The sequence below is a fragment of the Streptomyces sp. WMMC500 genome (assembly GCF_027497195.1).
Lineage (GTDB): Bacteria > Actinomycetota > Actinomycetes > Streptomycetales > Streptomycetaceae > Streptomyces.
In genome coordinates, this window is sequence record NZ_CP114905.1 from 608737 (window position 1) to 621527 (window position 12791).

The following is a 12791-nucleotide window of genomic DNA, read 5'->3' on the forward strand; positions in this document are numbered from 1 at the left end:
CGCGAGATCATGGACACATACGTTCCCGGCTAGCTGGAGGTACCGTGGCCGCGCCTTCGTCTCCCCCCGCCGGGGGTCCCGCCCGCCACGTCGTGGCCGTCGTCGGGGCGGGCGCCGCGGGCGCCCTGACCGCGATGCAGCTCTGCGAGACCGCGATCCGGCGCAGCACGCCACTGGAGCTGGTGCTGATCGACCCGGCACCCGAGGCGGGCCGGGGCGTCGCGTACGCCACCACCGACCCGCGGCACCGGCTGAACGTCCCGGCGGGCGGCATGAGCTGCTATCCGGACGACCCCACGCACTTCGTGCGCTGGCTCCAGGCCCACGGCGAGCCGGCCGCCTCCGCCTGCGACTTCGTCCCCCGGCACCGCTACGGCGCCTACCTGGCGGACTCCCTCGGCCAGGCCGTCATCCGCGCCCACGGCACCGTCGCGGTGAGCCGGCTGCGGACGAAGGCGACGGCCTGTACGTGGACCGCCGGCGGGCGCGCCGCCCTGCGCCTGGCCGACGGTCGCACCCAGCGGGCCGACAGCGTCGTCATCGCCACCGGCCCCGCGCCCGGCCCCCGCGACTGGGCCCCCGGCACCCTGCGCGGGAGCGACCGCTTCGTCCCCGACCCCTGGGCGCCCGGCGCCCTCGACGCGCTCGCGGCGGACGCCCACGCGGGTGACGACGTGCTGCTCGTCGGCACCGGCCTGACCGCCGTGGACATGGCGCTGACGCTGGCACGGTCCGGCCGCCGGGTGCACGCCGTCTCCCGCGGCGGCGAGCTGCCCCGCCCGCACGCCCTGACCGCGCTGCCACCCCTTCAGGCGGACCCCGGCCTCCCGGGCCTGCCGCTGGCGGAGCTGCGCACCGCCGTACGCCGCCACGTGGCCGCCGCCGTCCGCGCCCACGGCGACTGGCGCCCCGCCGTGGACGGGCTGCGCCCGCTCACCCAGGCGATCTGGGCCCGCCTCTCCGACGAGGACCGGGCCGGCTTCCTGGCCCGCGACGCCTCCCGCTGGAACGTCCACCGCCACCGCATGCCCCCGGCCACCGCGGAGTCCGTACAGCGTGCGCTGGCCGCGCGGAAGCTGCGGCTGCACACCGGGCGGGTGCGGGACGTCGCGGCAGGCCCGGACGGCGGCCTGGCCGTGACGCTGAGCGGCGGCCGGACGCTGCACGTCGGCTGGGTCGTCGACTGCACCGGTCCTGGGCTGCGCGTCGAGGAGTGCGCCGACCCGCTGTGGCGCGGGCTGCTCGCGGACGGCACGGCCACGCCGGGCCCGCTGGGCATCGGGGTGGCCACCGACGCCGGGCGGCTGCGCCCCGCCGCGGGCCGTGCCCCGGCGGTACGGGCCGGTGCGGTCGACGACCCGGCCGCCGTACCACCCCCGCTGTTCACCCTCGGCTCCGCGCGCCGCGGCGAGCTGTGGGAGACCACCGCCGTGCCGGAGATCCGCGTCCAGGCCGCCGAGGTCGCCGCCGCGGTGCTGGAGCCGCTGCGCGAGCCGGTGCGCGGCCGGCGCCGGCCCACCGACGTCAACGGCCTGCCCGTGTCCACGCACGCGGCTGCCGCCGCCGCGTACCGCGCGGGCCTGGAGCGGCTGCTGAAGGTACGCGCCGGAGCGGAGACCGCGTTCGCGCGCGCCGTGGAGCTGGACCCCGGCTTCGCGCTGGGGCACGCCGCGCTCGCGCTCATCGGGCACGAGTGCGGCGCCGAGGTCGACGTGCCGCGTGCGCTGGCCGACGCGCAGCGCGCCGCGCGCGAGCGCGCGGACGAGCGCGAGCGGGCGTTCGTGGAGGTCGTCACCCGCCGGATCGCCGGCTCCGGCGACTCGGGGGACACGGCGCTGACCCGGCACCTGGCCGCGTACCCGGGCGACGCCCTGGCGCTCAGCGTCGCCGTGCCGACCATCGCGTTCTCCGGCGTCACCGACCTCGACGGCGCGATGGCCCGCCGGCTGGTCGAGCGCACCACCTCCGCGTACGAGGGGCACTGGTTCCACACCTCGCTGCTGGCCTTCATGCGCCAGGACGACGGCCGCTTCGACGAGGCCGCGGAGCTGGCGCGCCGGGCGCTGGCCGTGGAGCCGGCCGCGGGCCACGCCGTGCACGCGCTCGCCCACGTCCACTACGAGACGGGGGCCCACGAGCGCGGGCGCGACTGGCTGGACGGCTGGATCGGCGACCAGGGGCGCGGCGCCACGCACCGGGCGCACTTCTCCTGGCACGTCGCCCTGCACGAGCTGGCGCTCGACGATCCGGACGCGGTACGGCGGCGCTGGTTCGCGCAGTTGGCGCCGGGCCGGGTGAACGGCGTGCGGGCGCTGGTGGATTCGGGGTCCCTGCTGTGGCGGGCCCGGATGTCGGGGTGCTGGACGGGTGAGCAGCCGGTCGAGGGCGTGCTGGCGGCGGTCGAGCGGGAGGTGGTGGAGCGGCCGGCGACGCCGTTCACCGCGATGCACGGCGCGGTGGCGCTGACGGCCGCCGGCGACCTGCCGGCGCTGCGGCGGCTGCGTACGCACGCGGCGGGCGCGGACCCGGTGCAGCGCGAGGTCGTGGCGCCCCTGTGCGAGGCGCTGGAAGCGGTGCTGGAGGAGCGCTGGCCCGACGCGGTGGCGCGGCTGGAGGCGATCCGGCCGGTGCTGCGCAAGGTCGGCGGCAGCGCCGCGCAGCGCGAAGTGGTGGAGGAGACCCTGCTGTTCGCGCTGGTGTCGGGCGGCCGGTGCGAGGCGGCCCGGCGGCTGCTGGAGACCCGGCTCGACCGCCGCGACTCCCCCGCCGACCACCGCCGCCTCGCGGCGCTGCCGGGCCTGGACTGAGGCGCACGCCCGCGCGCGCCCGGGCCGCCGCGGTCAGCCCTCCGCGGCCTCGGGCGGCAGCGGGCGCCAGTACTGGCGTGTGCCCTCCTCGCGCAGCACGTAACCCAGGCGCTGTGCCTCCGCGCGCAGTTCCTCCACGTCGGCGGCGTTCTTCTTCCTGAGCGCGTGCTCGCGCGCCTTCAGCACGGCGTTGGCCGCGACGGACAGCTCGGCGGAGTCCGGCACCCAGCGGTGGTAGCAGCCGGCGAACGGGTCCTCGTGCAGCCACCGGTAGCCGTGCGCGGTGAAGCCCCGGTCGAGGTCGGCCGGCTCCAGGTCGGTGGGCCTGCGCAGCAGTTGGCGGGAGGCGGCGTCGAGGATCACCAGCCGGTCCTTGTCCAGGAAGGCGGCGGCGACCTCGGCGCGGGCCAGGATGCGGGACTCGCCGTCCTTCTCGACCCGTAGGGTGTCGCCCTCGAAGGTGACGCGCATCGCCAGCACGTAGGTGAGGAGCCCGCCGCCCAGGCCCAGCAGCATCCCGGCCACCGGTCCGGCGACGGCGGTCCAGCCGTCGTCGAAGGAGGCCACCAGCTCGAACGGGCCCTGCATGGGCGCCCACCGCAGCCCGGCGACCCGGTCCGCGACGCGCGGAACCAGCCAGCCCAGGAGCAGGCCGAGCGCGGGGAGTCCGGCGAGCAGCAGCAGGCGGTACACCAGGCCGGGGCCCACCGTTGCGGCGGGTCGCTTGGCGGGGCGGTCGCCGTCGGGTTCGCCGCCGCGGCGGTCGTCACGGGACATCGGGGGTGCTCCGGAATCCATTGTCGGTCGTCCTTCCTGCCGTTCCCCGGCGACGCTACGGACGCGGGGCGGGGCGGCGGATCGGCCGAAGGTCTGCGGAGCCCGGTGGCGGGTACGACTTTGGTCGCTTCCCGGGCACCGCCCCGGCACGCCGAGGCGCCGTACCGCGGGTCCCGAGGGCTGCGGTACGGCGCCGGGGGCGGCCGGGCCGCCCTGGTCGTGTCGCGGGGCTGTGCTACGAGACGAGCTTCGCGAGGTTCTCGCCGCGGCGGCTCGTGCCGGTGCCGAGCAGCCACCGCTCGGTGGCGGACAGCTCCGCCCGGGTCTCCGCCGGCGCGTCGTCCGGTCGGGCCGAGGCGACGCCGCCGGTGGCCGCGAGCGACGTGCCCACGCCGGTGGCGACCGCCACGGTCAGGAAGTTCCGTCGTTCCATTTCCCGCCCTTTCTCACTGTTGCTCTCTGCTGCTCACTGTCGGTTCTCCGGGATCGCCCGGTAGAGGGGCTCCGGCAGCCGCGTTCGCGCCTTGGCGCGCAGTGCCGCGTGCACGGAGCCGTGGTCGTCGGGCAGGGCCAGGGTCACGTCGCCGGTCTCGATGCGTACGACGTCCACCCCGACCCGTACCCGGTCGTGTTCCGGATGCCGGGGCAGCCGCAGGTCCGTGAGGACGAACCCGCGGAACCCCAGGCCGCCCGCGTCGTCGGCCGCCGCGGACTCCGTGCCGGCCGGCAGGGCCTCGATCAGCGCGGCGATCTCGTCGGCGTCGGCCTGCGGCAGGTCCCAGCCGGGGTTGGGCCGACCGGACAGCGCGTCCACCTCCACATGCGGGGTGGCCGGGGTGTTTCGGGGTTCTTTCACCGTCTCCTCCGCACCGCAGCCGGCGCCGAGGAGCACGAGCGCTCCCAGCACGGCCGCCGTCGTTCCCGGCATCATCCTCTTCGCCGCCTTCGCCGCCTTCGCCGCGCCGGTCCTCACCAAACCGTCTGCCGCGAGGGCCCCGGCCCGTACATGTAGCCGCCCCAGGTGGTGTAATCACCCCGGTTGGCGGTGTACGGGTCGGTGATGGCGTACCCGGACTGGTCGTAGTTCCGGGCCGCCGTTTGGCCGGGCTTGTGGCACCAGCGTCCCACGCCGCCCACCGACTCCGTCCGACGCCACCAGTGGTAGTCGATGTTGGACCAGGTCGCGAACGCCACGTAGAGATTGCCGCCGTCGCAGTAGGTCACCCAGCCGTCGCGCAGCGCGGCGTCCCGGATCTGCGGCACGGAGACGGAGCCGTACTGCTGCCCGGTGCCGCGCCCCGGCTGGGCGAAGGTGTTCGTGCGCCAGTTGGCGGCGTAGTTGTAGCAGTTGTTGTTGATGCGGTGGTAAGGGTCGGCGTTCCAGAAGTCGAAGTTCGTCGAGCTGGTGACCCAGTAGGTGCACGCCGCGCCCGCTCTGGCCGCCGCCCAGTCGCCGCGCTCCGCGGGCGTACGTATGGTTTCCGCCGCCGCCTGCGATACGCGCTCGTCCATCTGCGGGTCAGCCGAGTCCAGCAGCCACGCCTCGGCGTCGAGGTCGACGCTCGCGGCAAGCCCGTCACGGACCCGGAAGAAGGTCGGCAGCCGCCTTCCCTTCAGGACTTTCGCGGAGTCGCCGGTGGCGCGTACCAGGAATCCGCGGTAGCCCAGCTTCCCTTCGGAGACGGAGGCCGGCGCCATCGGCACCGCGCCCTCCAGCGTCCGCTGCAGGAAGCTGTTCCTTTCCGAAGCGGACAGTTGCCATCGGGGATTCGGACGCCCCGAGAAGACGTCGAGTTCGATTTCGATCATTGAGCCCCCCCTGTTGTCGGACCGGCTCGGCACGAGGGATGCCGGTCGGCCGGAACAGTAATCTCCCGCACGATTACGAACAATGGGGAATTAAGCGGAATCACTGATTTCAGAGAGATTTTCGCCATGATTCAGAATCATCAGCACAAGGAGGGTAAATGGCGATGTCCGGGGCGGTGGTGGCACTCCTTCCGCGCCTCCCCCCGGCACCCGGTCCGGCCCGGGCCGGGGCAGGCGCGGGCGCCGCGGGGGCGAGGGCCGGTAGCGGGCGTTCCGCGCCATGTGACCAGCCGGTGCGGATGACGCCGGACGCGTCCGCCGCGGGCCTGCCGCCGGTGGGTGGGCCCGTCGTCGCCGTTCGCACGGAAAGTCCGGTTCCGTCCGCCTGCGACCGTGCCGCCTAAGAGCCGCGGCCCGGAGCAGAAACCGGCCCCGGAGCCGTGGGCTCCGGGGCCGGTGGGGCTCACCGCCGGGTCACAGGGGCTGGACGGTGATGTTGCGGTAGCGGACCGCGTTGCCGTGGTCCTGGAGCCGGATGGCGCCGGCGACCGGCGTCTCCGGCTTCCCGGCCCCGGTGGGGCCGTCGACGGCGACGTCGTCGTGGACCTTGACGCCGTTCCACACCACCGAGACGCGCGCGTCCTCGGTCTTCTGGCCGTCCGCGTCGAAGCGGGCGGCGCGGAAGGTGATGTCGTACGTCTGCCAGGTCCCCGGCGGCTTCGCCGCGTTCACGTCCGCCGCCTTCTTCTTGTAGAGGGCGGCGGCGTCGTCGTTCGCCAGCGGGTCCTTGCCGTACGAGTCGAGGATCTGGACCTCGTACCGCTCCTGGAGGTACACGCCGCTGTTGGCGCGGTCCTGCCCGGTGACGTCCGGCGGCAGCTCGGGCAGCCAGAACTCGACGTGCAGCTTGAAGTCCTGGTACGCGTGCTTGGTGCGGATGTCGCCGCAGCAGACCTCCATAGCCTCGCCGTCGAGCAGCGGCCACTCGGGCGTCCTGCCGTCCACGTGCTGGAAGGCGGAGCGGTCCGCGCCGTCGAAGAGCGTGACGGGCGCGCCGCCGCGGTGGACGGTGATCATGTCGAGGTTGACGTGGCCGGTGTCGTCCCCCTCGTTGACGTAGCGGACGGTGTTGCGGCCCGCGCGCAGCTTGACCTTCTCGGTCCTGGTCGTCCACTCCTCCCAGGTGCCGGTGGACGCCAGCTCCGTCTGCTTCACCTTCTTGCCGTTGACGTACATGCTGACCGTCTTGGTGCCGGCGAAGGGGTTCGGGCCGTTGGAGTAGCGCAGTCCGACGTCGTGGGTTCCTCCCTTCCGGGTCGTGACGTCGAACGTGGTGGACGCGCCCTTGGTGCCGTAGCCGGCCACGAAGCCGCGGCCGGAGTAGGCGTCGTGGTCGGTGGCGAGGTTCGCGCCGCCGTCGAGCCGGGCCTCCTCGGCCTCGTAGGCGGTGGGCGCGCGGCGCTCGTCACCGGGGATGTTGTTCAGCGTGTACCAGGCCTCGGTGCTCCACAGCTCCTGCCCGCCCTCGGCGGCGAACGGGCGCGGCGAGCGCACGTGCACCACGTGGCCGGGCTTCAGGCCGGGGATCTCCAGGGTGACCGTGGTGCGGTCGTCCGACAGTTCCGCGGAGGTCACCGGCAGCACCTCCTCGTCCACCTTGGGGCCGCCGTACTCCGCGGTGGGGACGTAGCGCCACTGGGTGACCGCATACTTCCCGGCGAGGGCGTCGGCGGTCTCCTGCGACAGCGGCTTGGTGTAGCGCAGTTCGAAACCGGTCTCGGTGGCGTCCATCGAGACGATGTCGAAGGCGTTGCTGCCGCCCGGCGTCAGCTTCTGCAGGCCGTGGGTCAGCTTGCCTGGCTGGCCCCAGTTGCCGCCCGCGCCGATGCCGCCGGCGTAGATCGCGCCGTCGGGACCCATGCTGATGCGGTTGACGCCCGCCTCCAGGCCCTGGGTCATGCGGAAGACGGCGCCCTGGTAGTCGCCGTCGACCTTCTGCAGGTCGGCCCGCTGGATGCCGCCGTAGGTGACGTCGCCGAAGAGGAGCTGGCCCGCGAAGGTGCCCTCGTCCATGTACAGCGGCGTGCTGGGCGAGTTGGCGATCTCGTTCTGCGGCAGCCAGAGCACGGGCTCGGTGACGGGCTGGTCGTCGAACGGCCCGTCGGGGTTGGTGTAGTGGTTGAAGAAGCGGTCCTGCTTGACGTGCAGGAGCTTCGACGACGGCAGCCAGCCGCCCTGGTTGTCCAGGACGAACACGTCGTCGTCCGGCCCCCAGCCGATGCCGTTGGGGGTGCGCAGACCGCCGGCGACGTAGCTGATCTCGCCGGTCTCGCGGCTGACCTTGATGGTCGTGCCACGGTTCGCCGAGGGCTGCGGGTCGGTGGTGGCGCCGCCGTAGTTGATGGCGACGGACAGGTTGAGGTAGAAGTACCCGTCCCGGTAGAGCAGGCCGAAGGCGAACTCGTGGAAGTTGTTGCTGAACGGCCAGGTGGCGACGGTCTCGTACGCGTCGGTGACCTCGTCGCCGTCGGTGTCCTTCAGCCGCGTCAGCTCGTGCTTCTGCGAGACGTACAGCTCACCGTCGACGTACTTGATGCCCTGCGGCTCCTTCAGGCCCTCGGCGACCTTCTTGACCGTCACCTGCTCGGGCGAGGTGTCGCCGGTGACGTTGTCGAGGAGGTAGACCTCGCCGGCGACGTTGTCGGTGCCGCCCCAGGTGGTCACCGCGAGCCGGCCGTCGGGCAGCCAGTCCATGGCGGTGACCTGCGGCTCGAAGCCCTCGGGGCGCAGGTCGGTCAGCGTGAAGTCGGGGTGCACGTCGTTCAGCGGCAGCCCGTCGCCGGGCGAGTCGGTGAAGCCCTCGCACTCCTTGCGGCCCGGCGCGGTGACGCGCACGACGCCGGCGTCGGTGCTGAGCACCGAGTTCGGCACGGTGGTGAAGCCCTCGGCGCCCGGGGGCTGCCAGGCCAGCGTGACCTGCTGGCCGCCGCCGCGCTCGAAGTGCTCGATGAACAGCGAGTGGTAGCCGGCGGTCAGCTCCACGGTGCCGTCCTTGGGGGGATCGGTGCCGTGCAGCCCGTCGTGGTCGATGACGACCTGGTTGTCGACGAGGAGCCGCGATCCGTCGTCGCTGGTGAGGCGGAAGGTGTACGTGCCGTCCTGGGGCACGTTGACGTTGGCGATGGTGTGCGAGACGAAGTTGTCCTCGAAGCCGAAGTCCCCGGCGGTCGAGAAGTCGATCTGCGGCATGAGCTTGTCGACGTTCGGGGTCTGCGCGGGCTTGAGCGCGCAGATCTCGTCGAGCGGGACCTGCACGTCGTACGTGCGCAGCGTCACGCCGGGCTCCTGCGGCGGGAGTTCGGCGAAGGGCTGGTTCCGCGGGGCGGGGGCCCGTTCGGGGTCGGGGGCGGGATCGGCGCCGGCGGGTGCGGCCCAGAAGCCGCCGACGAGGAAGGCCGCCGCGAGCACCGTGGTCATCCGTCTGCGGACACGGTGGAACAGCCGTGCGGACATTCGTTCCTCCATACGCGTAAGAGGGCGGGAAGAACCTGCGGATTCCGGGCGGGTGCGGCGCTGAGCCTAAAGACTTCGTCCGGGCCTGTCCATACTTTGTCATCCGAGAGAAAAAAGTTCCGGGACCAGCTCGTGGGCGTCGCGACGGGCGGGGAGCACGGCCTCCTCGGGCGCGGCGGTGGCCGGCCAGCGGGTGCGTACGCCCGCGTCGGTCCAGCCGCCCACGGCCGCGAGGAACTTGTCGAGCGCCGGATTCGACAGGCCGCGCGCCTTGAGCGGCGCGATGTGCCGGCGGAACAGCTCGGCCAGCCGGCGCTCGACGTCCAGGCCGGCGGCCGGATCGGCGTGCATCGTCTCGTACCAGCGGACCGACCCGGCCGGGGCGAGGGCGGCGACGTTGGAGTAACTGCCGTGCGCGCCGCGGGCGATGCCGGTGGCCAGCAGGTGTCCGGGGACGAAGACGGAGCAGCGGCCGGTGTGCGGGCGTACGGCGTCGTACCAGGCGTCGTCGCCGGCCGCGGTCTTCAGCCCGACGAGCGCGGGCACCTCGGCCAGCAGCCTGCCGAGCAGCGCGGGCGGGACCGGGGTCTTGGCGTGCGGCGGGTTGTAGAGCACCAGCGGCACCGGGTCGGCGGCCTCGGCGATCCGGGCGAGGAAGGCCACGGCCTCGTCGTCGGCGAGCGGCAGCCAGTCCGGCAGGATCACCTGCAGCGCGCCGGGGGCCAGTTCGCGGGCCCGGCGCGCCCGGGCGAGCGCCGTCTGCGCCACCGGGTGGGAGGCGCCGATCTGGAACGGCATGCCCGCGGCGGTGCACCGCTCGGCGAGCAGTTCGTTGATGGCGTCGAACTCGTCCTCGGCCAGGGTGTGGAACTCGCCCGCCGTGCCGTGCGCGTAGATCCCGTGCAGGCCGGCGTCCAGGAGGGCGTCCAGTTGCCCGGCCAGCCTGCCCCGGTCGATCGCGTCGCCGGTGTCCAGGGGCAGCAGCAGCGTCCCCCAGACCCCGGTGACGTCCTTCGCTCTCAGTGGTGTCATGGCTGGAGCGTACGAGCCGGACGTGCGGCCGGCGCCGCCCGGGAGCCCAGGACGTGTCCTAGAGGCAGCCCGCCGGGAGCGCGGCGCCCCCGGCGTGGAGGTGCCGGAGGGCCGCGGCGATGGAGTGGCAGTCGAAGAGCGCCGAGTGCTCGGCGCCCGCGGCCGGCTTCGGCAGGCCGAGTGCCCGCCAGAGCCGGCCGGAACTGGCCGGGGCCGTCTGGGGGGCGAGGGTGTTGAGCCAGGGGCGTACGTTGAGGAAGCCGTTGTCCAGGAAGCCGTTCGCGACCTGCTCGCCGCGGGCCCGGGCCCAGCCGACGTTCTCCCCCAGCACGATCATGTCGTTGCCGTACGAGAGCGCGGAGCGGCCCTTGCAGAAGCCGAGGAAGTCGCCGAGCGCCGACGCCGGGTCGCGGCCCTCGCGGTCCACGGTCTCCTGGCGGATGCCGGTCAGCTCGGTGAAGTACGGGGACAGCTCCGGGTTGGCGACGGGCCGGACCAGGGCCTCGAACTCCTCGGCGACCGCGAAGTCCGCGTCCAGCCGCAGCGCGCCGATCTGCACGATCTCCCGCAGCTCGCCCGGCCCCGACCAGTCCCGCTCCGGCGCTCCCGGCCACGTGGTGAACTCGAGGTCGAAAACGATGAACGACGACACGTGGGTCCTCCTCGGGTTGCGCGGCGGCCAGCGTACGGCCGCGGCGGCCCGGAATGGTCAACCGGGGTGTCCGCCGGCCGCGTCGCCGTCCGGGCCGCCGTCCGCGGCCCCGGCGGCGGCGCCCGCGGCGGCGAGGCGGGCGTCGGCCCGTTCCGGGGCGTAGAGCTCGTCGACGACCATGGCGGCGGCGCCCACGAGGGCGGAACGGTCGCCGAGGCGGGCGGTGACGACGTCGAGGTGCGCCGTGGTCCGGGGCATCGCCCGGCGGTAGAGCAGCTCGCGCACGCCGGTGAGGAACGGTGCGGAGGACAGCTCGCCGGCGATCATCAGCACGCCGGGGTTGAGCAGCGTGACGACCGTGACCAGCACCTCGCCCACCCGCTGGCCCGCCTCCCGGGCGAGCCGCACCGCCTCCGGGTGCCCGTCGGCCAGCAGGTCGCGCACGTCGGAGCCGGAGGTCGCGGGCACGCCGAGGCCGTCGAGGCGGGCGGCGAGCGCGTGCCCGCTGGCGACCGCGGCGAGGCAGCCGTACGAGCCGCAACTGCACAGCGCCTCCCGGCTGTCGTGCAGCCGTATGTGCCCGATGTCGCCGGCGCCGCCGTCGATGCCGCGGTAGATGCCGCCGTCCACGACGACGCCCGCGCCTATGCCGGTGGAGGCCTTGACGAGGAGGAAGGCGGCGCAGTCGGGGAAGCCGGCGCGCTGCTCGCCGTACGCCATGAGGTTGGCGTCGTTGTCGACGAGCACGGGCACGTCCGGGGCGCCGCCCAGCCGGGCCGCGAACGTACGCCGCAGGTGCGCGGGGATGGGGTAGCCGTCCCAGCCCGGCATGATCGGCGGCTCCACGACCCGGCCGGCGGCGACGTCCACGGGCCCGGGCACGGAGAGGCCGATGCCGCACACCCGCGCCGCGCTCTCGCCGGCCTTCGCCAGCAGCGGTCCGAACCAGCGGCACACCTCCGCCAGCACCGGCTCAGGGCCGTCGCCGATGACCAGCGGGCCGGTCCGCTCGGCGAGCAGGTTGCCGGCGAGGTCGAGCACGGCGGCGCGGCCGTGCCGGGTCCCCAGGTCGGCGGCCAGGACGACGGCGTGCCGGTCGTCGAACTCCAGCCGTGCGGAGGGCCGGCCGCCGGTGGAGGTGCCGGCCACCTCGCGGATCCAGCCGGCGCGGAACAACCGGTCGAGGCGGAGCCCGACGGTGGACCGGGACAGCCCGGTGGCCCGCTGGAGCTCGGCGCGGGTGGGCGCCTCGCCGCTGCGGATGAGGCGCAGCAGGCGGCCCGCGCTGGCCGGGTTCCCCGCCATCGTTCCCCTGTCCCCTGCTCGTCGGCGCGCCGGGTCACCGGTGCGCCGGCCGGTCGGCCGGTCCGCGCGCCGCCCTGGGACGGACGCGCTCCCCCGGAACAGAAGTACCACGCGGTGCCGACAGGCGCCGAGCGGGGCGGAGTCGAGAGTCGCCGGGGCGCGGCTCAGCGGCGGCGGCGTACGCGACGTACCGCCAGGGCCACGGCGGCGAGCGCCGCGGCGACCGCGGCGCCGGCGGCCGCACGCTTGGCGACCGGAACGCCGGCCGTACGGACCAGGTCCAGCGGCTCCGTCCGCGGCGCGGCGGTCCCCGCCGCGGGGGCGCCGGCTGCGGGCGCGGCCGCCGGGGATGCGGATCCGGCTCCCGGGCCCGCGTCGGCAGCGGCGTCGGCCGCGTCCGGCCCGGGATCCGCGCGCGGGGCGGCCTCCGCGCCGCCGTCCGCCAACTCGTCCGCCAGGCACTCCGCGAACCGCCCCACCAACCGGTCGCCCACCTCCGCCAGCACCCCCCGCCCGAACTGCGCGGGCCGGCCCGTGACCGCCAGGTCCGTCACCACCGACACCCGCGTGCCGCCGCCGGCCTCGGTCAGCTCCCCCATGACCGTGGCCCGCGCCGTGCCCGCACCGCGGGTCTCCTTGCCGTTCGCGGACAGCACCATGCGCCGGGCCGCCTCGTCCCTCTCCCGGAAGGAGGCGGTGCCCCGGTAGGTGAGCGCGATCGGGCCTACCTTCACCTTGACCGAGCCGCGTACCGTCTCGCCGTCGAAGCTCTCGACCGCCGCCCCGGGCATGCAGGGCGCGATGCGCTCGATGTCGAGCAGCGCCCGCCACACCTCGTCGGCCGGTACGGGAACGGTGAACTCGTGCCGCAGCTCCATGGCGGTCCCTTCGTCGCC

General features: G+C 74.5%; 10 protein-coding genes. 1 reads left to right on the forward strand and 9 read right to left on the reverse strand.

The window, feature by feature from the left end:
• The first annotated feature begins 92 nt into the window (after positions 1-92).
• Positions 93-2807 (forward strand): FAD/NAD(P)-binding protein, encoded by a 2715-nt coding sequence (locus tag O7599_RS02480; RefSeq protein ID WP_281623257.1) that lies wholly within the window; start codon positions 93-95, stop codon positions 2805-2807.
• A gap of 33 nt (positions 2808-2840) precedes the next feature.
• Here the strand turns inward: O7599_RS02480 and O7599_RS02485 are convergent, their stop codons facing one another.
• The 9 genes from O7599_RS02485 to O7599_RS02525 all read right to left on the reverse strand — a co-directional run bounded on the left by O7599_RS02485 (position 2841) and on the right by O7599_RS02525 (position 12773).
• A complete protein-coding gene (locus tag O7599_RS02485) occupies positions 2841-3584 on the reverse strand; it encodes a hypothetical protein (RefSeq protein ID WP_281620402.1) in 744 nt (247 codons plus the stop codon).
• Between the two features lie 235 nt (positions 3585-3819).
• Positions 3820-4017, reverse strand: a complete 198-nt coding sequence (locus O7599_RS02490; protein WP_281620403.1) for a hypothetical protein — start codon at positions 4015-4017, stop codon at positions 3820-3822.
• A 33-nt stretch (positions 4018-4050) separates the two neighbouring features.
• Entirely contained in the window at positions 4051-4515 is a 465-nt protein-coding gene (locus O7599_RS02495; protein ID WP_281620404.1) for a hypothetical protein, read from the reverse strand.
• A gap of 38 nt (positions 4516-4553) precedes the next feature.
• Positions 4554-5393, reverse strand: coding sequence for a hypothetical protein (locus O7599_RS02500; RefSeq protein ID WP_281620405.1), 840 nt, complete (start codon positions 5391-5393; stop codon positions 4554-4556).
• A 474-nt stretch (positions 5394-5867) separates the two neighbouring features.
• Positions 5868-8906: a family 16 glycoside hydrolase gene (locus tag O7599_RS02505; RefSeq protein ID WP_281620406.1), complete on the reverse strand. Its 3039-nt coding sequence runs from the start codon at positions 8904-8906 to the stop codon at positions 5868-5870.
• Between the two features lie 99 nt (positions 8907-9005).
• Positions 9006-9938, reverse strand: a complete 933-nt coding sequence (locus O7599_RS02510; protein WP_281620407.1) for a dihydrodipicolinate synthase family protein — start codon at positions 9936-9938, stop codon at positions 9006-9008.
• 58 nt (positions 9939-9996) lie between these two features.
• Complete coding sequence (locus tag O7599_RS02515; protein ID WP_281620408.1) at positions 9997-10590, reverse strand: 3'-5' exonuclease; 594 nt, start codon at positions 10588-10590, stop codon at positions 9997-9999.
• 57 nt (positions 10591-10647) lie between these two features.
• The gene (locus tag O7599_RS02520; RefSeq protein ID WP_281620409.1) at positions 10648-11895 is read right to left on the reverse strand and encodes an ROK family transcriptional regulator; all 1248 of its coding nucleotides are present in this window, start codon (positions 11893-11895) and stop codon (positions 10648-10650) included.
• 164 nt (positions 11896-12059) lie between these two features.
• On the reverse strand, positions 12060-12773 hold the full coding sequence (locus tag O7599_RS02525; protein ID WP_281620410.1) for an SRPBCC family protein: 714 nt from the start codon (positions 12771-12773) through the stop codon (positions 12060-12062).
• Between the last annotated feature and the right edge of the window lie 18 nt (positions 12774-12791).